Source organism: Aeromonas sp. YN13HZO-058 (genome assembly GCF_001921245.1).
GTDB classification, from domain to species: Bacteria; Pseudomonadota; Gammaproteobacteria; order Enterobacterales; family Aeromonadaceae; genus Aeromonas; species Aeromonas allosaccharophila.
Genome location: NZ_MQSY01000062.1, coordinates 172,902 through 198,296, shown reverse-complemented (window position 1 = coordinate 198,296; position 25,395 = coordinate 172,902). Strand labels below are relative to the sequence as shown.

Below are 25,395 nucleotides of genomic sequence, written 5' to 3'. Positions count from 1 at the left end.
AAATACCCAGCCCGTCAGTCGTCTGTTTCCACCCGGTTGCGCCCAGCCTCCTTGGCGCGGTAGAGGGCCTCGTCTGCGCGCCGGGTCAGGGCAGCCAGATCCGGATCATCAGCCTGCTGGCAAGCGACGCCTATGCTGATAGTCACCGGATGGGAGAGACCGGGCAGCGTCAGGTTGGCTACCCTCTCGCGGATCCGCTCAGCCATCCGGCACGCCTCCTCGATACCGGTATCCGGCAGCAAGACCAGGAACTCCTCCCCCCCGATACGTCCCAACACATCATGCTGGCGTAACTGACTCGACACCGCTTGCGAGACCCATTGCAGCACCCGGTCTCCCTGATGATGGCCCAGGGTGTCGTTGATCCGCTTGAAGTGATCGATATCGAACACCAGCAGACAAAAGGGTGTGCCCTGCCTGCGAGCCAGCGCAAACATATTGCTGCCGTGCTGCAACACCCGGCGCCGGTTATTGATGCCGGTCAGCTCATCGGTAAAGGCCAGCCGATGCATCCGACGATTGCGCTCAAGCAGCCACCCCATGGTCAGCAAAGCCAGCCCCCCACAGAGCACCATCACCACCAACAGCCAGAAACGACGCTCCTTGACCCGCGCCAACTCCTGCTGCTGTAACTGTTGTTCAGCCCGCAACCGTCGGTTTTCAGCCTCCTGGCGGGCCAGTTCAAACTCGCCACGCACCCAGGCGGTGCTCTGCTCCCGTTGCAGTTGATCGAGACGCTGCTCCTGCACCAGATGATCCCGCAACGCCGCCAGCGCCGCCGGATAGTCCCCTTGCAACTCGAATGCTTCGCTACGCACGCCGTAGAGATCCATCAGGTAACGAATGTGCCCCTCTGCCTTCAGGATCTGTTCAATTGTCGCAAGCGCGCGCAGGGCCGCAACCGGCTCCCGCTTTTTTACCTGCAGCTTGGCCATCACCAACTCGAGATGGGCATGGAGAATGAGATCCACTTGCGGAGAGAGCACCTGTGCAGCCTGCCCCAACAAGCGCCCAGCCTCCTCCGTGCGCCCCTGACCGAGCAGAGCCTCCGACAGCATCACCTGACGATCGGCATGTTCAATCCGGTATTCCGGCTGGTGGAAAAAAGCGAGGCTCCGCTCAAGCTCCTGTTGCGCCTCCTGATAGCGCCCAGTATCCAGATAGACCAGTGCCAACTGCTCGCTCATCCTGGCCGCCCCGAAGCCGTTGTGGTTCTTGACAAAGTGTTTATCCAGCCGGTGCAGAGTGGTTAGCGCCTCGGTATAGAGCCCCATCCGGCGAAATGCTGCCGCGATCTCGAGCTGCGCCTGGTGATACCAGGTGACCAGCCCCAGTTCTTCATAGATGTCGTGCGCCTTGGTAAGATCCACCAGCCCCTGCCCGGACGCCCCCTGAAACGACAGCATGGCCCCCCGTCGGGACAGCGCCAGCGCCTCCAGCTTTGGCAAGGCCGCCACCCTCGCAAGGCGCAATCCCTCATCGAAGTCATGACGAGCCTGTGCCACCTCGCCAAGCAACTGATTGAACCAGCCACGGCAAATAGTCAGATCGGCCATGGCGGCGCCATCTTCCCGCTTTTTAGCGAGCGCCAGCTGGCTGTCGGCATATGCAATGGCACGACGGGACTCCTGCATGTCATCGGCCGATTGCGCCCAGCAAGCCAACCGCCGGATCCGCATCTGCTGTGGCTGCGAATAAGCATCGCCATCCTGCAACAGCCGGTCGATCCGTTCATGTAACAGTTCTATCGGCTGATAGACCCGTTCCATATCATCCAGTTCGCTCTCCAACTGGGCGGGTGACAAGGGTTGGGCCGCCAGCCCGAACACCGCCAGCAACAGCAGTAAAGCAAGGTGACGCATAAAGACTCCGGGTGAATGGGAGAGGTCATCGGGCAGTGGATGCCGGAAAATCACTATCTTTTCCCCTGCAACAAGGGTTGTAAAGAGCTGAGTCCCACGCTGCCGCCCGAATGGCTATCTGGTCACATTTTACAGCGACATCATTGAGTTGAACGCTCGCGGGACAATCACGGCGGCAAGAGGGCGCAACGTAACGCTGGGCCCTCCCGGTTACTAGTGATGCTGCCAGCGCCGCAGCAGCCGACCACGCAAGCCGCAATCGAGCAGCCAGCTGTTGTCGAAGACCCGCAGCAAGGCCGGTTTGGCGTGGCGGGACATGGCCACCGCATGGAAGCGGGTCTGGCGCTGGCGATAGCTGTTCATCTGATCGAGCAGGGCGTGGGGCAGGCTCTGGGCGATAAAGTCGGAGATGACCAGCACATCGGCCTTGGCAAAGGCAGGATCATCGAGCTTGGCCAGCGCCTTCTCAAGGCAGGGCACCAGATCGGTACCACCGTGAAAGCTCATGGAGAGGAAGCGCTCCGCCTTCTCCAGACCGGTATCTGCGGTGATCTCGAGGGTCGCCACCTCGGTGGAGAAGAGCATCAGGTAGCAGCCGCGCTTCTCATCCATCGCCACCTTGAGCAACGCCAGAAACAGCGCCTTGGCACACTCCTCGGGATAACCGCCCATGGAGCCGGAGGTATCGACACAGACGATAAAGGGGCCGCGCTGCTGCAGTTGCTTGCCGCCCTGCTCGGGGGTGCGCAGCATGATGCGCTGGCGCGGCAGGGTGCCGCGTGACTGGTAGCTGAGCAGGCGCCGCTCCAGATAGCGGCGATAGAACTCCAGCTCCAGCTCCGGCAGCCCCAGCATCACCGCCTCGCTTGGCAATAGCCGCATCAGATCGCTGGCCTGATGGATTCCCACCAGATCGTCCGGCACATCATCGCTGGGGGCGGGCTCCAGCTCCAGCACCTCGACCGGCGGCACCGGTTGCTCCTGCGCTCGCCGATCCCGCTCGCTGCGGCCGAGCAGACCGGCGATCTCCGCCAGCAAGGGCTCGCGCTGCAACATGCGGGCATATTGCTTGATCAGCACCAGACTGCGCTTGTGCCAGTGTCCCTGCGCCAGATCCCAAAGGCCGCCCGCAGAAATCTGGTTGGGATCGAGGGCATCAGCCAAGGTGCGGCTCGCCAGCAGCTGATCTTCAATCTCCTGACGCTGCTTCTCCCGCTCCGCCTCGGCGATCTGCTGCTGCAACTGCAACAGGCCCCCCACCAGACTGGCTCGCCACTTGTCGATAAAGAGCTGGCGCAGCCCCTCGGTGGGGTGAGCCATCAGCTGGCGTACCAAGGAGCGGGCCTCACCGGCGAAGGGGCTGTACTGATCCAGCGACTCCAGCAGGCCGGGCAGGCGACCAATCAACTCGGTCATCGGCAGTTGCCGGTGTGCCTGATAGAGCAGGTACTCCTGCTCCAGCGCCACCGGCACCGGCTTGTGGCGGATCTCCTCACCGAGCTGTTCGCCCCAGCTCTGCAGGCGCTTTTTCAGCAGCTTGCCTTGCAGCGGGGAGCGTTTGATAAATTCGGATATCTTGGGCGAGGCTGCCAGCAGGAGCGCCACCTCACCCGCCAGCTCCCCTTCGCCCATCAGGAGCCCCAGATCCAGCATGCCAATCTCAAGCATGTGCGCCCCTTACTCGTCCAGCCTTGGCAACCGCTCGCGCCACTGGGTCAGCTCGCTGCGCAGCAGTTCGAGATCCCGGTTCAGCACGAAGAAGCTGTCCTCCACCTGCTGTAGCCAGCGTGAGGCGATAAAGAGGTGTTGTTGATGACGCTCGAACAGGCTGCACTGCTGCTTGAGCTCCTGCATCACCTTGCCAACCTGGACCAGTTGCTCATCGAGCGCCTGCAACCAGGGCTCCAGCACCACTTCGGGAATGGCGTTGCGCTCCATCAGCACCAGCGGGATCTGCTGGCGCTGGATATCGAGCACCTGAAGCCGCAGCTCATCATCGAGCACCAGCTCGTAGTGCCCCTCTTTCGGGTTGCCGAACTGATAGCCGACCAGCGCCTCGCCGGTAGGGCGCCAGTGGGAGAGCAGGGTACGATCGAACACCAGCGTGCGGGTGAGGCGCTCGGGATCGCTGCCATCCAGCGGCGCCGGAGTGAGCAGATGAAAGTGTACCTGCTTGCCAAAGGGCCTGGCATTGGCGAGCGGGATCTCGATGCCCCGGGCACGGCGGCCAAACCACTGCTTGCGCTGGCGCGCTTTGGTGCAGAGCCGCTGGGCCACGCTCTGTTTCAGCTGTTTGAACTGATCGCGCAGCGCCAGCAGCTGGCGGGTCATCGCCAGTTGCTGATAACCATAGAGACGGGAGAACTCGGTAATCATCTCCATCAGGGTTGTGCGGGACTCCTCGTCATGCCAGAGGCAATCCTTGAACAGCAGCAGGTCGAGGGGGGCCACCTCGTCGCGGCCATTGAAGAAGGCACTCGCCTTGATGAGCCGTACCGCCTTCTTCCAGCGGCGATCCGACACATAACAGCGATGGGCAAGCTGGCTGTCGAGCTGTTGGCGCAGTTGATAGATCAGCTCGAAACAGGCATCCGGCAGGCGCACCTGCTCAATCTGGCTCTGCCACTGCTCGTACTCATCGCCCCGGATCTGCAAGGATTCCGGCAAGTTCTGGTGGGCATGGCCATCACTGGCCAGCATCGCCTGAAAGTTCGACTTCTCCTGCACCCGGTCCATCCAGATCCGCACCAGCATCCGGTCGTAGAGCGCTTCCAGCCCGCTATCCGGCGCCGGCAGCTCGTTGGAGGCGGTCACCAGCAAGCGCATCGGGATGGGGTGCTGACTGTCGCCATTACGGAACTGCCGCTCGTTGATGGCGGTGAGCAGGGTATTGAGGATGGCGGGGCCCGCCTTCCAAATCTCGTCGAGGAACACCACCTCGGCCTCCGGCAGATAACCGGCGGTGAGGCGCAGGTATTTGCCATCCTCCTTCAGCGCCTGAATGGAGAGGGGGCCAAACACCTCCTCCGGCGTACTGAAACGGGTCATCAGGTATTCGAAGTGGCGGGCATCGTGAAATGCCAGCTTGAGGCGGCGGGCAATCAGGCTCTTGGCGATGCCGGGCGGGCCCAGCAAGAAGAGGCTCTCGCCACTGAGGGCGGCCAGCAGACCGAGGCGCAGGGCATCCTGCCGTTCGTAGAGCCCCTCGCCAAGGGCCGCCAGCAGCCGGGGCAGCCGCTCCTGGATGGGAATAAGACGCGCGGGGTTCTGGGCTTGAGCTAAAGACGACATAGAGACTGTTCCGAAGCTGGGATGATGATAGCCCCAAGGTGCGATATCCATTTGTTCGACCTTGGATTTTGTCTTGTTATGATGTTTATTCTGGTATCTCTTGCCGCAGAATACTCGACTCTGGCAGGAAAAAACGCCAGGGCGGTGCGATACCGTTGCAGCGCCCATGCGTGGCCAGAGTGGTTATCAGCATCATGGCCAGCGTGTCATGCCCGCATACGCCAGATGATACGTTGCAAAGGGTGCAGCAAAACCGGTTCGAGTGTACCCTGCGCAACACGATTTTCCCCAATGCAGATCAAGAGTGAGTCGCCCCAGATGCAAGATCCCGTTCGTCAGAGCATGTTGGCCCGCATGGGCATTCAAAGCTGGCAGCTGCGTCGTCCGGCATTGCTGGGCGCAGAACCTGCTCCCGAACTTGAGCAACATGCCGCTCAGCCTGGCCAGACGCCCCCGGCCACCAGCGCCCCGTTGCCCAGCGGCAAACTCTGGCTGCTGGCACCTAGGCTGCCTGCCACCACGCTGCTGGCGGATATCTGCCAGCTGCTCGGCATGACGCCCGATGAGGTCTCCCTGCTCAGCGAGCTGCCGCCCGCCGACCTGCAAAGGGCGGACGCCTCCCCCCTGCTCTGGCTGACGGAGGCCAACCCCGAGCGGCCGGATGCGCTGATCTGCCCGCTCGCTCCCAGCGCCGCGCAAAAGCGCGCCCTGTGGCAACAACTGCGCCAACACCTTGCGGCCAGCGCGGCGTGATCCTGCATCATGCCGCCAAGCCCCACTGTGATGTCGCTCTTTTTACCTGATTTTACACACGCTGCCCCTGCTGCCGCCTCTGCCAACCCTGGTGCCCACAATGCTGCCATCCGGAGCCCCCATGCCTGAGTTTCGTCCCCTGCTCGAGAGCGATTTCGACCTTGTCTACCCCATCGAGCAAGCCGCTCACAAGGAGCCGTGGAGTCAGGCCAACCTGCTCTCCTGCTTCGGCCCTCGCTATCTCAACGGCTTGATGCTGGTAGATGGCCGCCCGGCGGGCTTCTATATCTCGGATCTGGTGGCCGGTGACAGCTCGCTGATGAACATCTGCGTGCATCCGGCGTTTCAGGGCAAGGGGTTGGGACGAGCGCTGTTGCAGGCCTATCTGGCGCGCAGCAAACAAGCTGGCGCAGAGGCCTGGTTTCTCGAGGTGCGGGCCGGTAACCAGACCGCCATCAACCTCTACGAGAGCGCCGGTTTTGCCGAATATTGCCGCCGCGCCGATTACTACGGCACCGGCAACGATCGGGAAGATGCGGTATTGATGTCGCGGCTATTCGATTTCGGCTGATCCAGCCAATTCGCCGTGCTCAGGCGTCTTGGCCCCCTCAATCGAGGGGGGCGTTATCCAGCGCGGGGTCCTGCAAGGAGAGGGTTGTGTGCACCACCGCCTCGAATCCGGCGGCAGAGAGCGGCATATAGAAGCCCCGCTGCCAGGTTTTTCCCGGCATCCAGATCTGGTCGATATCCACCACGACCTTGATGGGGCGGAGGGGCTGACCCGGCTGCTGGATATAGATACCGGGCGGTGTGGCGACCTTGGGAAAGCGGCGCAGGATCTGCTCGCTGCCATCCCCCTTGCCCGGGTTGAGCCGCACCTTCACCAACCGGGCGAGCGGGCCCGCCATCTCCTTGCTCTGCCAGAATTTCTTCTCCAGATCGCCGCAGCGGCGGCACTTGGGGGTCTCCAGCACATAGAGCAGCGGATAACCCAACGCCAGCGCCTGTTGCTGGGCCTGATGATACCCCTCGGCTCCCTGATACCAGGGATTGGCGGGCCCCTGTGCCCCCTTGCCAAAAAAGAACCAGGCTGCACCGCCACCCACAACCATGAGCCCGACTGCGGCCAACGCTCCTTTCACCCACAGATTCATATCGTTAACCCTCTTTGCACTCCCTTGCAGTATCGGCCAGCCTGCCCGAAGGCGTAGCTATTTGCACTCTTTGTGATCCAAGACAAACGGCGAACACTTGTAAGCTGTAATGTTGGAGTTTAAACTCTAGCCCGATTTTTAGTGCCCTCGCGGGCGTACAACTGTAATTAAAGGATGTTTGACTGATGCCGAAGCTTCATCTGGTTCGACTGATGCGTGAACGTATTGCCCAGCTTGGCAACAAGGCTGCCCTGCGGGTTCAGCAAGATGGCCAGTGGCGCGCCATCGGCTGGCGTACTCTGGGCCAGGCCATGGACTACTGCGCACAGGCGCTGATCCGTGCCGGCCACCAGCCAACCGAAATGGTCGGCATCTACGCCCGCAACATGCCGGAGTGGACCCAGGCCGATCTCGGCATCCTTGCCGCCCGCGGTGTCAGTGTCCCTATCTACCCCACTAGCACACTCGAACAGCTGCGCTATATCGTGCGCGATGCCAACATCGGCCTGCTGTTCGTCGGGGAACAGCCCCAGTTCGATCAGGCGCTCAACTTGTTAAAGGATGGCGAAATCCGCCAGATCGTCGCCCTCGATGGCAACGTCAATCTGCGCGGCTGCCCGCAAGCGAGCCACTTTCAGGAGTTTCTGGTCTCCGGCAACCATCAGCCCAGCGAACAGGTGCTGCACGAGCGCGAAAGCCAGTACCGGATGGACGACCTGCTGACCCTGATCTACACCTCCGGCACTACCGGCGAACCCAAGGGGGTGATGCTCGATTTTGCCAACGTTGCCGCCTGTTTCGAGATGCACAACAGCCGCCTCGACCTCAATCCGCAGGATGTGTCGCTCTGCATGCTGCCGCTCAGCCATGTGTTCGAGCGGGTCTGGAGTTTCTACGTGCTCTACTGCGGTGGCGAGAACGTCTATATCCGCGACCCGCAGAAAGTGATGGATGTGATTGGCGAAGTGCAGCCGACCGTGATGTGCGCCGTGCCGCGCCTCTACGAGAAGGCCTACGCCATGATCCAGGCCAAGGTGGCTCAGGCGCCGGCCCTGCGTCGCGCCCTGTTTGGCTGGGCGACCCGAGTCGGCAAGCAGATGGTTGCTACCCGTCAGGCGGGCAAAACCGCCTCACCGCAACTCTATGCCCAGCTCTGGCTGGCGGAGCGACTGGTGTTTCGCAAGCTGCGTGCCCGCTTTGGTGGCCGCACCCGCTTCCTGCCGGTAGCAGGCGCCCGTCTGGCTGACGATGTGAACCTCTTCTTCCAGGCGATGGGGCTCAATCTCAAGTACGGCTACGGCATGACCGAAACCACCGCCACCGTCTGCTGCTATGAAGACAGCCAGTTCAAACTCGGCTCCATCGGCACAGCACTGAACGGCATCGAAGTGAAGCTGGGTGAGAACAACGAGTTGTTGGTGCGCTCCCCCACCGTGATGCGCGGCTACTACAACAAGCCGGACGCCACCGCCGAGGTGATGACCGAAGATGGCTTCCTGCGTACCGGCGATGCCGGTGAGCTCGATAGCCAGGGCAATATCTACTTCACCGAGCGCCTCAAGGAGCTGATGAAGACCTCCAACGGCAAATATGTGGCCCCGCAACTGGTGGAAGGGACCATCGGCAAGGATCGCTTTATCGAGCAGATCGCCATCGTTGCCGATGCCCGCCACTTCGTCTCGGCACTGATCGTCCCCTGCTTCGAGTCGCTGGAAGAGTACGCCCGCTCCATCAACCTGCAGTACCAGTGCAAGAGCGAGCTGCTGCGCAACTCCCGGGTGAAGGAGTTCTTCGAAGCACGCATCGCCGACTTGCAAAAAGAGCTGGCCAAGTTCGAGCAGGTGAAGAAGTTCACCCTGCTGCCGAGCGCCTTCTCCATGGAGCTGGGTGAACTGACCCCCACCATGAAGCTGCGCCGCAAGATCATCGAGGCCAAGTACCAGAGCGAAATCGAGGCCATGTATAACCACGTCTGATATCGCTCAGGTTCCAAGCAATAAAAAAGCCGCTCAACTTAATTGAGCGGCTTTTTACTGCGACTTTATGTCAAGATATCACCATACACTCAGAAAAATTATAGATATACCAGAGTCGCGTTGTTAGTAACATAATGTGAATTGTCATCAACCAAATACACAGTACCTTTATATTCAGCTCTAGACACTTCTGTACCTTTTTCAAGATAATAGATTTCTGCAGCCTCGACTATACTTTTACACTTACTCTCTAACATAATTTCAAATATTCTTGATGATGCTTCTTCATCAAAACTCCAAACACCGCCATGGAAAACAAAGACTGGCGATGATACTCTTCGCACTTTACTGAACTCATCCGACACTGAGTTAGTACATTGTATTTCAAAGCAATCACCAATAGCTTTCCTCAAATAATAATCATCAAGAAAAGCACTTCTTGCAACTTTATTTACAGTTCCACGTATCAATTTGTAGTATTCTGTCTCATTAAAACCAAGTTCTTTAAAGAAGAGATAAGACAAAAGAATAAGAATTCTATTTTTTATAGTAAAGTTAACAATGTGATCTTTTGTATTATTTATCTCATCCACATCAGAATGCGCAACAGAATCCCTAACTTTTTTAATTTTTGAAAATTGCTGTTCGTTCAAACCGCACCATTTAATGAATCCACCTGATAGCTCGTCAACCATCTTCATATACCTAACTTTAAATGATGGTTGATTCATTACGATCCTTATATTACCTTGCTCCTTATCAAATTCCTTCTGTAATTCGGATGGCAATACATTTTTTAAATTATAAAGCGCAGCATTAAGCTTGCCTATCAACTTGGACTTTTTATTTCTAACTCCATATTTCTCTTCTAAATAAGAGTCTAACAGTGATACTACTCCTAAGATGTTATACTCCCAATAACCTTCGTACATAAGCATGCCACGGAAGCGTGACCATATAGAACTATTAAAATTCATCTTAAATAAATTCTTGAAGGCTAGTTCCCATTGCTCATTACTTAAAGATTTTAAGTCTAATAAGCAAGTCTCATTTTTAAATAATTTATTGTGCACAGAGAAGGGGATGTAAATTTCCGCATAAGAGTCTTTACCAACTAAATTTGCCTTTAGCCTACTGATATTTAAAGGATGCATTAACAATATGGAAAAGAAACCTAGCAACTGCATCAGATAATTCTTGGCATCTTCAATTGATATGGGGGTATTGTCAAAGGATAGTCTTATAAAATGGCTATCAACCGCCAAGTAGGCACGAGTAGACTCAGAGTTTCTTTTTAAGCTTGAAATCCAATCATCAGAAACCGTGATGTGTTCTAGTGAAACTAGAAAATTTGAACTCGGCCTAGTGATAACAAATTGCTTTTCATCTATTTCATTTTCCCGCAATGAATTATCCATAGCAACAGATAAACCATCTATATAGATATCTAATATAGATATCTCACTGGATGAGCTTATTTCTTTAGTTGATAAAAACTCAGCAAAAATCGAACCAAAATCAACTTCACATTGACATAAGAAAACAGAGTCACCATTGAGTTCACACTCAAGTACATCTACCTTTTCGCCTTGTTTTAAAAAATCACGAAGAGTCCACCAATCATCTTGCATATTAAATATAATTTGTTTTCCACCGCCATAACTAAGCGTTCCATGATACTTTTTCTCTTTAATTATTATTACCGCACTAGCAGTCACTTCATCCGCACAATAAATCAACATAATCTAATATCCAACCCACAAAAAAGGCCGCTTCATGCGGCCTTGGTTTTAATTTAATGTACCATTACTAGAGCCAAAATAATCGGCCAGGAAGTCATCGAACGACAGGCTGTCGCTGCGCTCGCGTTCGCGCTGCTTGGCCAGCGAATCTTTCGCCTCACCGGCAAAGTAGGCCTCATCCCAGTACTGCAGCTCCCCTGCCAGCAACTCCTCGCGATAGCGGGTCGCCAGCTTGTCGCCGTAGCAGCCGTTGTCCTTGCCACTCTCCAGCAGCTCCTTGAGCATGCGGGCGGAGTAGGTGAGCTCGGGGTTGAGCAGCTTCTCGCGATGCATCGCCAGCGTCTCGCGGTAGCGGTTGCGGCCACAGCAGCGATCCAGCAGCTCGGCCACCTGAGCCAGCTCGTCGAACAGCTTGAGGCCGTACTCTTTGAGGCCGATGGCATTGCCCTGCTCATCTTCAAGCGTCAGGCCGGGACGACGCCCTTCCAGCACCACCTTGTTCTGGTTGCGACGGTTGCGGGCAATCTCCTCGTCACTCAGCACCGCGGACGGGCGCAACAGGCACCAGACCAGGAACAGGTCGAAGAAGCGGATCTGGTCGGCATCGATACCGAGCGGCGTGAAGGGGTTGACGTCCACGGTGCGCAGCTCGATGTATTCGATGCCACGCTGATCCAGCGCATCCGAGGGCTTCTCGCCGCTGCGCGGGGTCCGCTTGGGGCGGATCGGGGCGTAGAGCTCGTTCTCCAGCTGCAGCACGTTGTCGTTGAGCTGACGGTACTCGCCATTCACCTTGACTCCGATCTTGGCGAACTCGGGGTCATGGGTATTGATGGCACGGCGCAGGCTACTGACATAGGCTGGCAGGCTGTCGTGGCTGATCTTGAGTCCCGCCTGGGAACTGTTGGTATAGCCGAGATCGGAGAGACGCAGCGCGGTGGCGTAAGGCAGGTAGAGGGTGCCCTTGCCGGTCTTCTCGAACGGCAGGTTGCTCTTGCGCCCTTTGAGGAAGGATTCGCAGATGGCCGGGGAGGCACCAAACAGATAGGGCACCAGCCAGCCGAAGCGGTAGACGTTGCGAATAAGCCCCATGTACTTGTCGGAGATAAAGCGCTGGCTGCAGCAACCGACGCACTCCAGATCCTGCCACTCGCACCAGAAGCTGTCCGGCATGGAGAAGTTGAAGTGCACCCCGGCGATCACCTGCATCAGGCTGCCGTAGCGGTTCTTCAAGCCCTGACGGTAGAGGGTCTTCATCTTGCCGATGTTGGAGCTGCCGTACTGGGCCAGCCGGATGCTCTCTTCCCCGCCGACGAAGCAGGGCATGGAGAGCGGCCAAATCCGCTCGTCACCCAGATGCTGAATCACATGGTGATGGATGTCGCCGAGCTGCTCCATCAGGCTGTCGATGGAGTCGGTAGCCGGGGTGATAAACTCCAGCAGGCTCTCCGAGTAGTCGGTGGTGATATTGGGATGGGTCAGGGCCGAGCCCAGCGCCCGGGGATGGTCACTCTGGGCGAGTCGGCCATCCGGCGTGATGCGCAGGCATTCACGTTCGATCCCGCGCCGGATCCCCTTGAGCGCGGTGCGGCGCTCCGGTGATCCCAACGCATTCAGCAACTCGGTGAGCGACAAGCTTGTTGTAGTCATATTCACGGCTCATGTGAGGCCGCCCCATCCGGGGCGGCTCTTGATTTTTATAAAGCGTCAGTTACGGCAACTGCAGCGGATAGATGGGAAGATGAAGCTCCTGCAGGGGTTTTTCAAGCTTTTGCTTGTCTCCCACCACCACGATCACCATGTCGGCCGGATTGAGCCAGCGGGCGGCACTGGCCTTCAGCGCCTCTGGCGACACTGTCTTGATCAGGTTGCTCTGGGCCTGCACATAGTCCGGTTTCAGGTCATACATCACCATCTGCAACAGGAAGCCCGCCTTCTGGCCGAGGGTCTCGTAGGAGAGGGCATCCTGCTGGGAGACCGCGCTGCGCATATAGGCCAGCTCCACCGGGGTCGGGCCGCTCTTGCGGTAGTTATCCATCTCCTTGAGGAACTGGCGAATGGCATCGACGGTCGCATCGGCCCGCACATTGGCGCCGGTGGCGAAGGTGCCCACCTCCCGGTTGGCGGAGAAACCGGAGCTGGCACCGTAGGTGTAGCCCTTCTCTTCCCGCAGGTTGAGGTTGATGCGGCTGTTGAAATTGCCACCCAGGTTGAAGTTCATCAGCCCGGCGGTGAAGTAATCCCCCGTGGTATCGAACGGCATGGCGCGACGGCCGATGCGGATCACCGACTGGGGCGCCCCCGGCTTGTCGACCAGATAGATGCCCGGCTTGGCCTGCTCACCCTTGAGCTTGAGATCCCCCAGGGTCGGCGTGGCCCCCTTCCACTCGGTCAGGAAGCCCAGTTGCTCCTCGATCTGCTTCTGGCCCACATCACCGACCACTACCACTTTGGCATTGGTGGGGTTGTAGTAGGCCTGATAGAAGTGCTTCACATCCGCCAGCGTCAGCTTGGCCACATCGGCTGGCACCCCGTCGGAGGGTTGACCGAGGCGGTTCTGCTTGCCGTAGACCAGCTCGCGGAACGCCTGCCCGGCCAGCCACTCGGGCTGTTGCTGGGCCTGTTGCATCCCTTGCAGCAACTGCGCCTTGACCCGCTCGAAGTCCGCCTCTCGCATACCCGGGCGCTCCAGCACCTCGCGCACCAGCGCCAGGGTCTGGGGCAACTTGTCCGCCAGCGAGCTGACGGTGATGAGGTTGTTGTACTGGGCACTGGAGACATCGATGGAAGATCCCAGCTTTTGCAGCTCGTCGCTCAGCTGAGCCTCGGTCAGGCGCACCGTGCCCTGCCCCATCATGGCGGCGGTCAGATTGGCCAGCCCCAGTTGCCCCTTATCTTCGGCACGAATGCCGCCCGGCAGGGCGATCATGATGGAGACGGCGGGGATCTCGTCACTCTTGGTGCCGATAATCTCGATGTTCTTGTCGAGCTTGCCGTGCCAGATGGCGGGCACCTTGACGCTCACCGCCTCGCTTGCCTTGGGCTGCACGCTGCGATCGAAATTGTCTTTCACCGGTCGTTCGGCCAGCGCCTCGTCATGCTTGCTGTAATCCGGCAGCTCACGCTTGGCGGGGGTAAAGTTCGGGGTAGCGACCTGCCACTCTGTCTTGCCCTTGGGCACCACGCTCAGCACTACCGCAGGCTTGCCGGCGATGAACTGGTCGTAGGCAGCCTTCACCTGCTCCGGTGTCACCTTGCCGATGGCATCGAGAGTCTTGAACACATAGTTGGGATCCTGGGCAAACACCTGCCCCATGGCGAGCTGGCTCACCTTGCCGGAGACGCTATCAAGACCCCAGATGGCGGAGGCACGGTACTTGGCGATCGCCTTCTCCAGATCTTCCGGCTTGAGGCCGCGCTGGGCGAACTCGCCGATCACCTTGTCCACCTCCCCCTTGAGGGTCTTGAGGCTGCCATCCTGCGACGGATTGGGATAGGCGTAGACGGTCAGGGTACAGGCCAGCTCTTCGCAGTAGTGGGACGCCCCCACATCGATCGCCTTGCCGGTTTTCACCAGCGACTGGTAGAGCATGGAGCTGGCAGAACCGCCCAGCACGTCGGCAAACATGTCGAGCGCAGGCTCCTGCGGATCGCCAAGGGAGACGGTCGGATAACTGATATAGAGCAGCGGCAGGTGCACCTTGTCCTGCAGGGTCACGTAACGGGTCTCGGGCAGGGTAACCGGCTTTGGCGTCGGCTCGGCCACGTCCGGGCCGCGCGGGATGGCACCGAAGTACTGCTCGATCCACGCGAGGGCCTGCTTGCTGTCAAAGTCGCCGCCCAGAGTCAGGGTGGCGTTGTTGGGGCCATACCAGCGCAGGAAGAACTGCTTGAGGTCGTTCACATCGACCCGGTCGAGATCTTCCACGTAACCGATAGGCTGCCAGGAGTAGGGGTGAGTGCGCGGATAGAGCGCCTCCCCCACCTTCTCGCTCACCAGCCCGTATGGCTGGTTATCGACCCGTTGGGCCCGCTCGTTCTTGACGGTGGCGCGCTGGATCTCGAACTTCTTCTGGCTTACCGCATCAAGCAGGAAACCCATCCGGTCCGCCTCCAGCCAGAGCACCTTCTCCAGCTGGTTGGCCGGCACGGTTTCGTAGTAGTTGGTGCGGTCCTTGTTGGTGGTGCCGTTCATGTCACCACCGGCCTCGTTGATGATCCGCATATGCTCCTGATCACCGACGTGTTTCGAGCCCTGGAACATCATGTGCTCGAAGAAGTGGGCGAAGCCGGACTTGCCGACCGTCTCGCGGGATGAACCGACGTGATAGGTCACATCGAGATGCACCAGCGGATCGGAGCGATCGGGGGCCAGGATCACGGTCAGGCCGTTGTCCAGCTTGTACATCTGGTAGGGGATGGCGAGCTTGCCCTCCTCCTTGCCCTGTTCGGCGATCAGGGTCGGTGCCGCCAGCACCGGCAGGGTGAAGCCCAGCAGAATCGTTAAAGGTATGACTTTGTTCACGGTAACCTCGTGAGTGACAAAAACAGGCTAGAAAATGTGACTGGCCAGCAGAAAAACCAGGGCATAACGGAACAATTTGCCGAGCCCGATCAGGATGAGAGAGCGCCAGAAGGAGAGGCGCAGCCAACCGGCCAACAGACAGAGACCATCACCGACCACCGGCGTCCAGGCAAGCAGCAGACACCAGTGACCATGTTGTTTGAGCCAGCCTAAGGCTTTTTGTTCCCCACGGCCTTGAAAATCTTCCGGTTTTTTCTTGAAGGTGGCGAGCCAGCCGAGCCACCAGGTAGTCATGGAGCCGAGGGTATTGCCCAGCGTCGCCCACAGCAACAGGCTCGTCATGCTCCACTCCCCCTTGGCCGCCATGGCCCCCAGCAGCACTTCGGAGCTGCCGGGCAGCAGGGTGGCGGAGGTGAATGCGCTTAAAAAGAGCCACCCCAGCCCCATCTCGGTAATGCCATTCATCCGGGCAGGCCGTCGGCCGCTGGCATCCGCAGCAGCAGCTTGCCGCGCACATGGCCCCCTTCGATGGCCTGGTGGGCCAGCGCCCCCTCAGCCAGAGCGAACTCACCGGCGAGGGTGACCTTCACCTCCCCCTGACGCAGCAGCATCAACATCTGACCCAGCTGCTTCTGATCAGGGTGAACCAGCATACCGACCACCTCAATACCCGCCGCAGCACCCGCATCCTTGATCAGCTGGGCGGTAATAGTGGGCACCGTCACCACACGGCCACCCGGCTTGACGCAGGCGAGCGCCGCCTTGCCGCTCTCGCCGCCCACCAGATCCAGCACCAGATCGACCTGACCGGCCTCTGCCACCACAGCTGCTGGCCAGTTCGCATCGTGGTAATCCACCATCCAGCGCGCCCCCAGAGCGTGCAGGAAGCCATGGTTGTCGGGGCTTGCGGTGGCCACCACCTCGGCGCCATAGGCGCTGGCAAACTGCACAGCCAGATGGCCGACGCCACCGGCACCGGCAAGGATCAACACCCGCTGGCCGCTCTGGAGGGCGCCGTGCTCAAACAGCCCTTGCCAGGCGGTGAGACCGGCCAGTGGCAGTGCCGCCCCCTGCTGGAGACTCACCCCGTCGAGCTTGACCAGCTCGCTCTCGCTTGCCACCACAGACTCCCCGTAGCCACCGGCAGCGAGGGGAAAACCGATCATGCCGCACACCAAATCCCCCTCGACCAGCGAGGTCACCCCGAGGCCCACCTTCTCCACCACGCCTGAGACGTCATAACCCGGCGTCCAGGGCAGCTTGTCCTTGTTCTGGGCCGCCGCCCAGCCAAGACCAGCGCGGGTTTTGGCATCGATGGGGTTGACCCCCGCAAAGCAGATGCGCACCCGCACTTCGCCATCGGCAGGCACCTTGTCGAGGGAAGGGTTGAGCTTGAGTACCGAGGGGTCACCGAATGCGGTAATCTGTAGTTGCGTCATTGCACAATCCATCCTGTTGATTGATCAAGGGTCAACAGAATAACAGCGAGGACACCATGGCTCGAATGTTTCTTATTCCTCTGTTGCTGGCACTGGGGTGGTGGGCGTTTCTGCTCTACTTCCGCATCCCGCTCAAACAGGGGGCCAAGGGGTTTTACTGGATCATCGGCATCGGTGGCGGACTAGCCGCCTTCCTCAGCCTGATGATGGTGCTGACTCACTGAGTGTCACAGCCACTCGATAACGACAAAGGCCACCGAGTTCCGGTGGCCTTCTCATTATCCGGGTTGCTACTCCAGCGCCGGATTGAGGTAGTAGTGGCGATTGCTCCCCTGCCCCAGTACCCCTTGCGACAGCAGATGGTGGAACACCCGATCCACCTCCTCCAGCGAGAGTGACAGCGCCTGCGCCACCGAGCGCTTGCTGCACTTGAGCTCCCCGCTCATCAGCGCACCGCGCACCTGCGCCAGCACTTCGGGGGCGGGCTCGGGGGGCATCATCGGCTCGTGCTGGGCCGCCATCGCCAGCGCTTCTTGTGCCTGAAGGCGGGCTTGCTCCTGCTGCCAGAGCCACATCCGGCGAAAGCGGTTCTCCTCGCCGATCAGGCTGACGAAGAAGGCGCCAAACACGTCGAGCAGCACCGAGAGGAAGCAGACCAGCAGGAACTGCACCTGACTGATGCTCATCCCCACCCCGTCCGCCAGACTGCTCATCAGCCCCAGCATGGAGGATTGTTCGTTGACCGGCTTGGCATCGCGCTGCTGGCGCAGCTCATCCTGCTGCAAGCGCAGCTTGGTGTTGGCGTGCTGCAGGGAGGATACGCCGCTGGAGATGCGCTCCAGCTCGATATATTTGCGGGCCGCCTCTTCGTTGAGCTGGATCTGCCGCTCGATGCTGGCGATCTGCTCGTCGAAGCGGGCAAGCTCCCGTTCGTGACGCGCCTGCTGGCTCAGTACCGTGTTGGTGGCGCTGTTGATGCCGCCGATACTGCCGCCGATGGAGATGGCCGCCAGCACGCTGTAGAACAGCAGAGACCAGAAAGCGCCGCCCAGATCCCGCCGCGCCTTGCGCTCACCGTACTCGTACCAGACGTAAAACTTGCCCAGTTCGAAGATGATGGCCAGCCCGCCAAACAGCCACTTCATCAGCGGGTTGTCATCGATGGAGAGGAACAGCAGCAGGGAGAAGATAATGGAGGCCAGAATGGCCAACCCGGTGAAACTGTATACCGTCGTCAGAGCAAACCACCCCTTGGGGTAGCGCAGCGCGGAGGAGTCCTGTGTGGTCATGATGAAGGGGTGTGCTGTGCAGGAAAAGTTGGCTGCCGATTATAGTCGTCGAGCCCGCGTAGAGAAGGGCAAATGACTGAATTCCTTCAGATTGACAACCAGCTGCCCAGAGTGCGACCAAAACGGACAAATCGGCAGCAGAAACGCGATACAATCCCCTCCTGACTTAATCGAATGGTGAGATGCACTACGGTTCCGCTCGGGTTCAGCCCCGATCAGTAGACTCATCCACCGTTGCAATTATCCGAGGCCATCATGAACAGTAAGACCACTTTGCTACTCTCCCTTCTTCTGATTAGCGGCAGCGCCGCGGCGACACAGCAATATCAAGAGAGCAGTGGCTCCGAATTCTCCGTCGATGAGCTTAAATTCAATCTGGACTGGGATGACAAGCAGTTCGGCTGGACCCAGAACGACTGCCTCGATCTGGGGATCGGCGAAACCGCTCCAGCCGACTGCAAGGCGGTCAAATTCAATCTGGAAGATGAAGAGAACCGCAATCAGCCGCCCAGCACCAACCAGCTCTCCGCCCCTCAGGGTAATAACCAGTAATGGTCAGGGGCCAACCGTGGCCCCGACTCCACGACTATTACCAGTAGTTCTCCGCACTGATATTACCCGGCGCCCGCCGCAGATTCTTGGCCAACCCCAGCGCCAGCAAGGTCTGCTGGGTCTCTTTCACCATCTCCGGGTTGCCACAGATCAGCACCTGACTCCGTTCGGCTGAAAAGTCCAGTCCCACCCGCGCCTGCAACTGGCCGCAGGCAATCGCCGCCGGGATCCGTCCTGCCATTGCATCCGGCCACGGCTCTCGGCTGACAAAGGGAACATAACGAAAGCGTTCGCCATATTGCCCGGCAAATCTGGCGATAAGTGGCTGATAACTTAGCTCTTCTCCTTTGCGCACCCCGTGCACCAGCACCAGATTCTCGAAACGGTTAAACACCTCGCCATCGGCCAGCATGGAGAGGAACGGACCGATGGCCGTACCGGTCGAGAGCAGCCAGAGATCGCGCCCGGCGGGCACCTCATCGAGCGTCAGGAAGCCGGTCGCCTGGGATTGCACCAGCAGGGTATCACCGGCTTGTAGCGAGCCGAGCGAGGGGGTCAGTTCACCACTGGGGATCTCGACCAGATAGAACTCGTGGTATGGCGCAGAGGGAGGATTGACGAAGGAGTAGGCGCGCTGAATGCGGCGATCGCCCTGCTCGAGGGCCAACTTGGTGAATTGACCTGCCTTGTAGGGGGCCAGATCGGCCGCTACGCGCAGGGAGAACAGGGTAGGTGTCCACTCGATGCGTTCAATGACGCGACCCTCGACCCAGGCTGCCATAAAGATCTCCTCCAACAGAACAGACCTTCACTCTACCCCCGGGCCCCAAAATAAAAAACCCGCGCAAGAGCGCGGGTTTTTTCTGCAAAAGCGAATCGCTATTACAGGGCAACAACCTGGATCTGTACGGTTGCTTTAACGTCAGCGTGCAGCTGAACGGCAACTTCGTACTCACCGGTGTTACGCAGAACGTTGCCCATACGGACTTCGCTCTTGGCAACAGCAACACCAGCAGCAGTGATGGCTTCAGCCACGTCACGGGTACCGATGGAACCGAACAGCTTGCCTTCGTCGCCAGATTTGGAGGCGATAACAACGGCAGCCAGTTCGGCCAGCTTGGCAGCGCGCTCTTCAGCGGCAGCTTTACCGGCAGCCAGTTTGGCTTCCAGTTCAGCACGGCGAGCATCGAAAGATTCGATGTTAGCCTTGGTAGCCATAACAGCTTTGCCTTGCGGGATCAGATAGTTACGGGCGTAGCCAGCTTTAACAGCGACTTGATCACCCAGACCGCCCAGTTTGGCGATTTTGTCGAGCAGGATAACTTGCATTACCTTTCCTCTAGAGAAGTTGAGTTAGGCTTAAGTGCCGGACCGATTCTTACTTGTTGTGCAGATCGGTGTACGGCAGCAGAGCCAGGTAACGAGCACGCTTGATGGCGCGTGCCAGCTGACGCTGATACTTGGCGCGGGTACCGGTGATACGGCTCGGTACGATCTTGCCAGATTCAGTGACGTAGTTTTTCAGAGTAACGATATCTTTGTAGTCGATCTCGGTAACGTTCTCGGCGGTGAAGCGGCAGAACTTACGACGACGGAAATAACGTGCCATGGCCTTTATCCTCTATTCAGTGATCCAGAATTACTCTTCGGAAGCAGCTTCAGTAGCTTCTTCACGGCGCTCGTCGTCACGACGGACAAAACGCTCTTCCTTGGCCTTGGCCATCGGAGAAACTTCAGTCACAGCGTGCTTGGTGCGCATGATCATGTTGCGGATAACGGCATCGTTGAAGCGGAAGTTGGTTTCCAGCTCATCGATAACGGCTTGCTCTGCTTCTACGTTCATCAGAACGTAGTGGGCTTTGTGCAGTTTGTCGATCGGGTAAGCCAGCTGACGACGGCCCCAATCTTCCAGGCGATGAATGGTGCCACCGGAGGTGGTGATAGCGCCGGTGTAACGCTCGATCATGCCGGGTACTTGCTCGCTCTGGTCCGGATGAACCATGAAGACGATTTCGTAATGACGCATTTTAGCTCCTTACGGATTAATTCAGCCTCCGCCCAGGTGCAGCCAGACCTCGGAGGCAAGGAACATAAAGGTGTTTAGTCGCTGCTTTTCTAGGGCGGCGTATTGTACAAAATCACATCCTTCACTGCAACTGACTGCCTCAAATGTTTTTCCCGATGGAAATGATACAAAAGAGCAATTGATAATAGTTATCATTTAGATCTATTCTCTCTCCATATCCTTATGGAGGGTGATGCCATGCAACCCGCACTGACAACAACGATCCCGGCCCGCAAATTCAAACTGACCCTGCTCGGGCCTGCCTTTATCGCCGCCATCGGTTACATCGATCCGGGCAACTTCGCCACCAATATCCAGGCGGGCTCTACCTTCGGCTACCAGCTGCTGTGGGTGGTGGTGTGGGCGAACCTGATGGCCATGGTGGTGCAGACCCTCTCGGCCAAGCTCGGCATCGTCACCGGCAAGAATCTGGCGGAGCACATTCGCGACCGACTGCCGAAACCGGCGGTGTGGGCCTACTGGGTACAGGCAGAGATCATCGCCATGGCCACCGATCTTGCCGAATTCATTGGCGCAGCGGTCGGCTTCAAGCTGCTGCTTGGCGTCACCCTGCTGGAGGGGGCCTGCATCACCGCCGTGGTGACCTGGGGGATCCTGATGTTGCAATCTCGCGGCCAGAAACCGCTGGAGTTCGTAGTCGGTGGCCTGCTGCTGTTCGTTGCGGCAGCCTACATCGTTGAGCTGATCTTCTCCCGCCCCCATCTGCCCAGCCTGCTGGAGGGCGCCCTCTTCCCCGGTCTGCCCAACAGCGATGCCGTCTATCTGGCCGCCGGTGTGCTCGGTGCCACCGTGATGCCCCACGTTATCTACCTGCACTCGGCGCTGACCCAGCACACGCAGGATCAGGGCTCGGTCAGCCAGCGGCTGCACACCACCCGGGTCGATGTGGCGATTGCCATGACCATCGCCGGCTTCGTCAATCTGGCGATGATGGCGATGGCGGCGGCCGCGTTCCACAGTTCGGGCCACCAGCAGGTGGCGGAGCTGGAGTCCGCCTACCAGACTCTCACCCCGCTGCTGGGTCAGGCTGCGGCGACGCTGTTTGGCCTCTCGCTAGTCGCCTCCGGCATCAGCTCCACCGTGGTGGGCACTCTGGCCGGGCAAGTGGTGATGCAAGGCTTCGTGCGCTTTACCATCCCGCTCTGGCTGCGTCGCGCCATCACCATGGCTCCCGCCTTCGTGGTGATCGCCATGGGGCTCAATACCACCGAAATTCTGGTGCTGAGTCAGGTGATCCTGAGTTTTGGCATCGCGCTGGCCCTGATCCCGCTGTTGATGCTGACCGGCGATCGGGCGCTGATGGGGGAACATCGCAACCACCCCGTCACCCAAGCGGTAGGCCGCCTTATCGTCGCACTGGTGATCGGGCTCAACGCCTACCTGCTGGTTGCCATGATCTAGCGAACCGTCAAGCAACAGAGGGGCTCATTAACGCTGGTTAATGAGCCCCTTCGCACTTTGGCGTATGCTGCCGCTTTCTCTTCTCATTTATCGTTGCGGGAGCCTTGCCATGGAACATACCCGAGCCAGCTTCGTGCTGGGCCATCATCAGGAGCAGGCCAGCGTGGTCTGCTGCCAACGCGGTGACACCACGCTGCTGGTCACCGACCTCACCCCCTTTCATCCCCAGAGCCATCTCTGGCCCGATCAGCCGGGGGATGTGGGCCATGTTCGCTGGGAAGGGGGCGAAGCCGCCATTGGCCCCTGCCGGATGGGAGCTATCAGCCCGGATGGCGAGCTGTTTGTCGATACTGCGATTCCGGTCAAGCGGAGCGCAGAGGGGTGGAGTTTCGTGGTGGTCCATCCGCTGACCGGTGACCATGAGCTGGCCGTTGGCAGCCAGGTCGAATTACAAGTAGATAGCGCTGCCCGCCACGCCCTGAGTCTGGGCCATAGCGGCTGCCATCTGGCCGCGATGGCCCTCAACCGGGTACTCATCCCCTACTGGCGCAAGGAGGTAAGCGAGCGCGATGCACTGGGCCAGCCCGACTTCGATCGTCTTGCTATTCAAAGCTCGCGGGTCGAGCCTTGCGGTTCGCGGGAGCAGTACCGAATCGGCAAGAGCCTGCGCAAGAAAGGGGTCAACAGCGAGGCGCTGCTGGCAGATCTGGCGCTGATTGAAGAGAAGGTCAACCAGCAACTGGCCGACTGGATCGCAGCCGGAGGCGAGATCCGCCGCAGCCGCGCTGGCGAGGCCATCATAGACTCGCGCTACTGGCACTGCACGCTGGAAGGTCAGGAGGTGACCATCCCCTGTGGCGGCACCCATGTCGCATCGCTCGCCGAGTTGGGAGAGGTCAAGGTACAGCTCACTCAGGTGGAAGAGGGCTTTGCCATGCTGACCCGGGTCACACCAACCGGCGCCTGAGTCGCAGACTTCACCACCCAGGGTGCACGACCAGAGTTGGCAATTAGAGTTAGCAATTAAAGAGGAGTGCCGCAAAGAAGGGCATCATCATGCCCCCTCAACACCAACCATGACAGGCCGGGGTGCTTCTCTTTTAACCACGCCCTGATTAGAATGCGCCTCCCACAGGAGGCACATCACATGAGTAGTACCCAACTGCGCACCACCCCGGATCGACTTCGCTATCTGGTTCTCTACGAAGGCATCGGGCTGGCGCTGGTCGCACCGCTGATCAGCCAGCTGTTCGGTCAGGGCGTCGCAGAGGTCGGTTCGCTGGCAATCTTCTTCTCCATCGTCGCCACCGCCTGGACCTACGGCTGGAACCTGTTGTTCGACAAGGGGTTGCTCAAACTTTGCGGGCGCACCAACAAGCGACCACTGGACCGCTTCCTGCACGCGTTTGGCTATGAGGCGAGCTTTATGCTGCTCTCCCTCCCCTGTGTCATGTTCTGGCTCGATCTGGGGCTGTGGGACGCCCTGATGCTGGATCTCGGCTTTGTCGCCTTCTACCTCGTCTACATCATGCTCTTTACCTGGGCCTATGAGCGGATCTGGCCGCTGCCATCCACCCTGCAGACGGCATGAATCCTCAGCCACAACAAGGCTGACAGAAGGAACTGGCACAGCAGGAAAAGTCAGGAAGAACTAATAGGAAGGATGGGAGAACCCCATAAAAACAATGCCAGTCAGCAAGCTGACTGGCATTGGACAAAACAGACTTTCGGACTTACTTGACGGCGTCTTTCAGAGCCTTGCCAGCCACGAATGAAGGCACGTTGGCAGCAGCAATCTGGATCTCGTTACCAGTTTGCGGGTTACGACCGGTGCGGCCTGCGCGGTGGGTGACCTTGAAGGTGCCAAAACCGACCAGTTGCACAGCATCGCCTTCTTTCAAGCTCTGGGTAATACCATTGATGATCTCTTCCAGAGCCACTTTGGCCTGAGCTTTGCTCAGATCTGCTTTGGCGGCAATCGCATCGACAAGTTGAGCTTTGTTCATAACATTTCCTTTATGATCGGGCATTTAGCGCTGGGTCACTCTATGCAAAAAAAAACGCACAGGCAAAGCCTTTATCGAGCCGAACGCGTCAAACGCTGGGGTTTTCATCAAGATCTGCGGAAATAGTCACATTCCACACCAGAAAAACCGCGGACCGGCCTGAAAGCTGCAGGCATGGGGAAACGATAGAGAGCCTATTTCTTCGTCACTTAACAATATCCCGGCATGGCTATTGACGCTTGGTCAGATTTTCCCTAGTTATAGGTAATGTCACTGCTCAAACGGCTCGGAAGCCCATCAAACGCCCAGCCTTTGCCCCACGGAGGGATTATGTTGACGAAACTGGAACAGACCAAACAGGCGCTGGCTGGCAAGCATAAGGCTATCGATGACTGGCTGGATGCAAGGCAAGCCTTATTGGTCGAGTATATGCGGCTGGCAGGCCTCACCCCGGCCCGAACCAAGCAGCGCAACCTGCCAAAAACGGAAGAGCTGCAGCACTTTTGCGAAAAGCTGGTCGACTATGTCAGCGCCGGTCATTTCGAGATCTACCACCATGTGGTCACCGCCTTCGAGCAAGCCAGCGGCGAAACGCTGGAGCTGGCCAAGCGCATCTATCCCCACATTCGTACCAGCACCGAATTCGCTCTCGAGTTCAACGACAAATACAGCGATGCCGACGAGGCCCAACTGCTGCTGCTGGATGACGATCTCAACGAGCTGGGTCCGGTACTGGAGGAGCGCTTCAAACAGGAAGATCGTCTGGTCAAGGCGCTCCATGTGGTGGAATCCTTGACTACCCAGCAAGCCTGAACGCCATTTTCGGAGCAAGTTCAAGATACTGGCAACCAAGGTGGATTACACTCAGAGCAATGACCCTAGCGTCCACACTTATTGCATACAGGAGATGAGCATGTCTGAGCGCCGCCGTTTTGCACGGATCCTCTACTTGACCATGGCAGAACTAACTCAGGGGGAACAGAAGTGGCAGACTCAGCTGGTCGATGTCTCCTTGCAGGGAGCCCTGTTGATCCGCCCCGACGACTGGGAGAGTCGTGACAACAAGGAGTACCAGCTCAGCTTTGTGCTAAGCGGTAGCGATATCGAGATCAAGATGCAGGTCGAGCTGACCCACGAGGCCAGCAAGAAGCTGGGCTTCTACTGCCACCACATCGATATCGACAGCGCCACCCACCTCAAGCGGATGATCGAGCTCAACGTCGGCGACGAAGAACTGCTCCACCGCGAGCTGGAGCAACTGCTGAGCGAGCATCTGGAACATAGCCAGCCCTGATGGCAGGTTCCAGCCTATAAAAAAG

Annotated in this window: 25 protein-coding genes; 10 read left to right on the top strand and 15 right to left on the bottom strand. The window is 58.6% G+C overall.

Features of this window, described 5'->3' with window-relative positions; all coding sequences use genetic code 11:
• Positions 1-14: 14 nt before the first annotated feature.
• The 3 genes from BSP75_RS16820 to BSP75_RS16810 form a co-directional block, all read right to left on the bottom strand.
• Entirely contained in the window at positions 15-1,862 is a 1,848-nt protein-coding gene (locus tag BSP75_RS16820) for a diguanylate cyclase (RefSeq protein WP_075113955.1), read from the bottom strand.
• 213 nt (positions 1,863-2,075) lie between these two features.
• Entirely contained in the window at positions 2,076-3,530 is a 1,455-nt protein-coding gene (viaA, locus tag BSP75_RS16815) for an ATPase RavA stimulator ViaA (protein ID WP_075113954.1), read from the bottom strand.
• Positions 3,531-3,539: 9 nt separating this feature from the next.
• Positions 3,540-5,153 carry an ATPase RavA domain-containing protein gene (locus BSP75_RS16810; RefSeq protein WP_075113953.1) on the bottom strand — a complete coding sequence of 538 codons (1,614 nt, stop codon included), beginning with the start codon at positions 5,151-5,153 and terminating at the stop codon, positions 3,540-3,542.
• Between the two features lie 318 nt (positions 5,154-5,471).
• On the opposite strand from BSP75_RS16810, the gene BSP75_RS16805 reads away from it, so the two are divergent.
• Positions 5,472-5,906 carry a DNA polymerase III subunit psi gene (locus tag BSP75_RS16805; protein ID WP_075113984.1) on the top strand — a complete coding sequence of 145 codons (435 nt, stop codon included), beginning with the start codon at positions 5,472-5,474 and terminating at the stop codon, positions 5,904-5,906.
• Positions 5,907-6,027: 121 nt separating this feature from the next.
• A complete protein-coding gene (gene rimI, locus BSP75_RS16800; RefSeq protein WP_042656300.1) occupies positions 6,028-6,477 on the top strand; it encodes a ribosomal protein S18-alanine N-acetyltransferase in 450 nt (149 codons plus the stop codon).
• 37 nt (positions 6,478-6,514) lie between these two features.
• Here rimI and BSP75_RS16795 read toward each other — a convergent pair whose 3' ends face one another.
• Complete coding sequence (locus BSP75_RS16795) at positions 6,515-7,060, bottom strand: hypothetical protein (RefSeq protein ID WP_075113952.1); 546 nt, start codon at positions 7,058-7,060, stop codon at positions 6,515-6,517.
• 185 nt (positions 7,061-7,245) lie between these two features.
• Here BSP75_RS16795 and BSP75_RS16790 point away from each other — a divergent pair, with 185 nt between their 5' ends.
• Positions 7,246-9,036: a long-chain fatty acid--CoA ligase gene (locus BSP75_RS16790; protein WP_075113951.1), complete on the top strand. Its 1,791-nt coding sequence runs from the start codon at positions 7,246-7,248 to the stop codon at positions 9,034-9,036.
• A 98-nt stretch (positions 9,037-9,134) separates the two neighbouring features.
• On the opposite strand, the gene BSP75_RS16785 is transcribed toward BSP75_RS16790, so the two are convergent.
• The 5 genes from BSP75_RS16785 to BSP75_RS16765 form a co-directional block, all read right to left on the bottom strand.
• Positions 9,135-10,778 (bottom strand): HEPN domain-containing protein, encoded by a 1,644-nt coding sequence (locus BSP75_RS16785; RefSeq protein ID WP_148140746.1) that lies wholly within the window; start codon positions 10,776-10,778, stop codon positions 9,135-9,137.
• A gap of 48 nt (positions 10,779-10,826) precedes the next feature.
• Positions 10,827-12,428 carry a glutamate--cysteine ligase gene (gshA, locus tag BSP75_RS16780; RefSeq protein WP_075113949.1) on the bottom strand — a complete coding sequence of 534 codons (1,602 nt, stop codon included), beginning with the start codon at positions 12,426-12,428 and terminating at the stop codon, positions 10,827-10,829.
• A gap of 61 nt (positions 12,429-12,489) precedes the next feature.
• Entirely contained in the window at positions 12,490-15,303 is a 2,814-nt protein-coding gene (locus tag BSP75_RS16775) for a pitrilysin family protein (protein ID WP_075113948.1), read from the bottom strand.
• 27 nt (positions 15,304-15,330) lie between these two features.
• Positions 15,331-15,768 carry a YqaA family protein gene (locus BSP75_RS16770; protein ID WP_040067497.1) on the bottom strand — a complete coding sequence of 146 codons (438 nt, stop codon included), beginning with the start codon at positions 15,766-15,768 and terminating at the stop codon, positions 15,331-15,333.
• Complete coding sequence (locus tag BSP75_RS16765; RefSeq protein ID WP_253186648.1) at positions 15,765-16,742, bottom strand: NADP-dependent oxidoreductase; 978 nt, start codon at positions 16,740-16,742, stop codon at positions 15,765-15,767. Before BSP75_RS16765 ends, BSP75_RS16770 begins: the two co-directional genes overlap by 4 nt.
• A gap of 56 nt (positions 16,743-16,798) precedes the next feature.
• On the opposite strand from BSP75_RS16765, the gene BSP75_RS21615 reads away from it, so the two are divergent.
• Positions 16,799-16,966, top strand: coding sequence for a hypothetical protein (locus tag BSP75_RS21615; protein ID WP_005308905.1), 168 nt, complete (start codon positions 16,799-16,801; stop codon positions 16,964-16,966).
• A 66-nt stretch (positions 16,967-17,032) separates the two neighbouring features.
• Here BSP75_RS21615 and BSP75_RS16760 read toward each other — a convergent pair whose 3' ends face one another.
• Positions 17,033-18,031 (bottom strand): Preprotein translocase subunit SecY, encoded by a 999-nt coding sequence (locus BSP75_RS16760; RefSeq protein WP_075113946.1) that lies wholly within the window; start codon positions 18,029-18,031, stop codon positions 17,033-17,035.
• Between the two features lie 255 nt (positions 18,032-18,286).
• Between BSP75_RS16760 and BSP75_RS16755 the strand changes: the two genes are divergently transcribed.
• Complete coding sequence (locus BSP75_RS16755; RefSeq protein WP_042656291.1) at positions 18,287-18,583, top strand: hypothetical protein; 297 nt, start codon at positions 18,287-18,289, stop codon at positions 18,581-18,583.
• Between the two features lie 37 nt (positions 18,584-18,620).
• Here the strand turns inward: BSP75_RS16755 and BSP75_RS16750 are convergent, their stop codons facing one another.
• From BSP75_RS16750 to rpsF, 4 genes are all read right to left on the bottom strand, one after another.
• Positions 18,621-19,364 carry a ferredoxin--NADP reductase gene (locus tag BSP75_RS16750; protein WP_075113945.1) on the bottom strand — a complete coding sequence of 248 codons (744 nt, stop codon included), beginning with the start codon at positions 19,362-19,364 and terminating at the stop codon, positions 18,621-18,623.
• A 101-nt stretch (positions 19,365-19,465) separates the two neighbouring features.
• Positions 19,466-19,912: a 50S ribosomal protein L9 gene (rplI, locus tag BSP75_RS16745; protein WP_042063007.1), complete on the bottom strand. Its 447-nt coding sequence runs from the start codon at positions 19,910-19,912 to the stop codon at positions 19,466-19,468.
• A 49-nt stretch (positions 19,913-19,961) separates the two neighbouring features.
• Positions 19,962-20,192 (bottom strand): 30S ribosomal protein S18, encoded by a 231-nt coding sequence (gene rpsR, locus BSP75_RS16740; protein WP_005313392.1) that lies wholly within the window; start codon positions 20,190-20,192, stop codon positions 19,962-19,964.
• A gap of 30 nt (positions 20,193-20,222) precedes the next feature.
• The gene (gene rpsF / locus BSP75_RS16735; RefSeq protein WP_033135470.1) at positions 20,223-20,609 is read right to left on the bottom strand and encodes a 30S ribosomal protein S6; all 387 of its coding nucleotides are present in this window, start codon (positions 20,607-20,609) and stop codon (positions 20,223-20,225) included.
• A gap of 237 nt (positions 20,610-20,846) precedes the next feature.
• Between rpsF and BSP75_RS16730 the strand changes: the two genes are divergently transcribed.
• From BSP75_RS16730 to BSP75_RS16720, 3 genes are all read left to right on the top strand, one after another.
• Positions 20,847-22,070, top strand: a complete 1,224-nt coding sequence (locus BSP75_RS16730) for an Nramp family divalent metal transporter (RefSeq protein ID WP_075113944.1) — start codon at positions 20,847-20,849, stop codon at positions 22,068-22,070.
• A gap of 109 nt (positions 22,071-22,179) precedes the next feature.
• The gene (locus BSP75_RS16725) at positions 22,180-23,037 is read left to right on the top strand and encodes a hypothetical protein (RefSeq protein WP_075113943.1); all 858 of its coding nucleotides are present in this window, start codon (positions 22,180-22,182) and stop codon (positions 23,035-23,037) included.
• Between the two features lie 180 nt (positions 23,038-23,217).
• Positions 23,218-23,661, top strand: coding sequence for a PACE efflux transporter (locus BSP75_RS16720; RefSeq protein ID WP_083617225.1), 444 nt, complete (start codon positions 23,218-23,220; stop codon positions 23,659-23,661).
• Positions 23,662-23,803: 142 nt separating this feature from the next.
• Here BSP75_RS16720 and BSP75_RS16715 read toward each other — a convergent pair whose 3' ends face one another.
• On the bottom strand, positions 23,804-24,076 hold the full coding sequence (locus BSP75_RS16715) for an HU family DNA-binding protein (RefSeq protein ID WP_033135475.1): 273 nt from the start codon (positions 24,074-24,076) through the stop codon (positions 23,804-23,806).
• 330 nt (positions 24,077-24,406) lie between these two features.
• Between BSP75_RS16715 and BSP75_RS16710 the strand changes: the two genes are divergently transcribed.
• On the top strand, positions 24,407-24,889 hold the full coding sequence (locus BSP75_RS16710; protein ID WP_042063003.1) for an Rsd/AlgQ family anti-sigma factor: 483 nt from the start codon (positions 24,407-24,409) through the stop codon (positions 24,887-24,889).
• A gap of 100 nt (positions 24,890-24,989) precedes the next feature.
• Positions 24,990-25,370, top strand: coding sequence for a PilZ domain-containing protein (locus tag BSP75_RS16705; RefSeq protein WP_042063002.1), 381 nt, complete (start codon positions 24,990-24,992; stop codon positions 25,368-25,370).
• The last annotated feature ends 25 nt before the right edge of the window (positions 25,371-25,395 follow it).

Coding starts and splice junctions, on each gene's coding strand:
- rimI (WP_042656300.1), top strand. CDS start 6,028: ATGCCTGAGTTTCGTCCCCTGCTCGAGAGCGATTTCGACCTTGTCTAC.
- BSP75_RS16715 (WP_033135475.1), bottom strand. CDS start 24,076: ATGAACAAAGCTCAACTTGTCGATGCGATTGCCGCCAAAGCAGATCTG.
- BSP75_RS16805 (WP_075113984.1), top strand. CDS start 5,472: ATGCAAGATCCCGTTCGTCAGAGCATGTTGGCCCGCATGGGCATTCAA.
- gshA (WP_075113949.1), bottom strand. CDS start 12,428: ATGACTACAACAAGCTTGTCGCTCACCGAGTTGCTGAATGCGTTGGGA.
- BSP75_RS21615 (WP_005308905.1), top strand. CDS start 16,799: ATGGCTCGAATGTTTCTTATTCCTCTGTTGCTGGCACTGGGGTGGTGG.
- viaA (WP_075113954.1), bottom strand. CDS start 3,530: ATGCTTGAGATTGGCATGCTGGATCTGGGGCTCCTGATGGGCGAAGGG.
- BSP75_RS16730 (WP_075113944.1), top strand. CDS start 20,847: ATGCAACCCGCACTGACAACAACGATCCCGGCCCGCAAATTCAAACTG.
- BSP75_RS16765 (WP_253186648.1), bottom strand. CDS start 16,742: ATGACGCAACTACAGATTACCGCATTCGGTGACCCCTCGGTACTCAAG.
- BSP75_RS16790 (WP_075113951.1), top strand. CDS start 7,246: ATGCCGAAGCTTCATCTGGTTCGACTGATGCGTGAACGTATTGCCCAG.
- BSP75_RS16795 (WP_075113952.1), bottom strand. CDS start 7,060: ATGAATCTGTGGGTGAAAGGAGCGTTGGCCGCAGTCGGGCTCATGGTT.
- BSP75_RS16710 (WP_042063003.1), top strand. CDS start 24,407: ATGTTGACGAAACTGGAACAGACCAAACAGGCGCTGGCTGGCAAGCAT.
- BSP75_RS16720 (WP_083617225.1), top strand. CDS start 23,218: ATGAGTAGTACCCAACTGCGCACCACCCCGGATCGACTTCGCTATCTG.
- BSP75_RS16755 (WP_042656291.1), top strand. CDS start 18,287: ATGAACAGTAAGACCACTTTGCTACTCTCCCTTCTTCTGATTAGCGGC.
- BSP75_RS16725 (WP_075113943.1), top strand. CDS start 22,180: ATGGAACATACCCGAGCCAGCTTCGTGCTGGGCCATCATCAGGAGCAG.
- rpsR (WP_005313392.1), bottom strand. CDS start 20,192: ATGGCACGTTATTTCCGTCGTCGTAAGTTCTGCCGCTTCACCGCCGAG.
- BSP75_RS16785 (WP_148140746.1), bottom strand. CDS start 10,778: ATGTTGATTTATTGTGCGGATGAAGTGACTGCTAGTGCGGTAATAATA.
- BSP75_RS16810 (WP_075113953.1), bottom strand. CDS start 5,153: ATGTCGTCTTTAGCTCAAGCCCAGAACCCCGCGCGTCTTATTCCCATC.
- BSP75_RS16705 (WP_042063002.1), top strand. CDS start 24,990: ATGTCTGAGCGCCGCCGTTTTGCACGGATCCTCTACTTGACCATGGCA.
- BSP75_RS16750 (WP_075113945.1), bottom strand. CDS start 19,364: ATGGCAGCCTGGGTCGAGGGTCGCGTCATTGAACGCATCGAGTGGACA.
- rplI (WP_042063007.1), bottom strand. CDS start 19,912: ATGCAAGTTATCCTGCTCGACAAAATCGCCAAACTGGGCGGTCTGGGT.
- BSP75_RS16820 (WP_075113955.1), bottom strand. CDS start 1,862: ATGCGTCACCTTGCTTTACTGCTGTTGCTGGCGGTGTTCGGGCTGGCG.
- BSP75_RS16760 (WP_075113946.1), bottom strand. CDS start 18,031: ATGACCACACAGGACTCCTCCGCGCTGCGCTACCCCAAGGGGTGGTTT.
- BSP75_RS16770 (WP_040067497.1), bottom strand. CDS start 15,768: ATGAATGGCATTACCGAGATGGGGCTGGGGTGGCTCTTTTTAAGCGCA.
- rpsF (WP_033135470.1), bottom strand. CDS start 20,609: ATGCGTCATTACGAAATCGTCTTCATGGTTCATCCGGACCAGAGCGAG.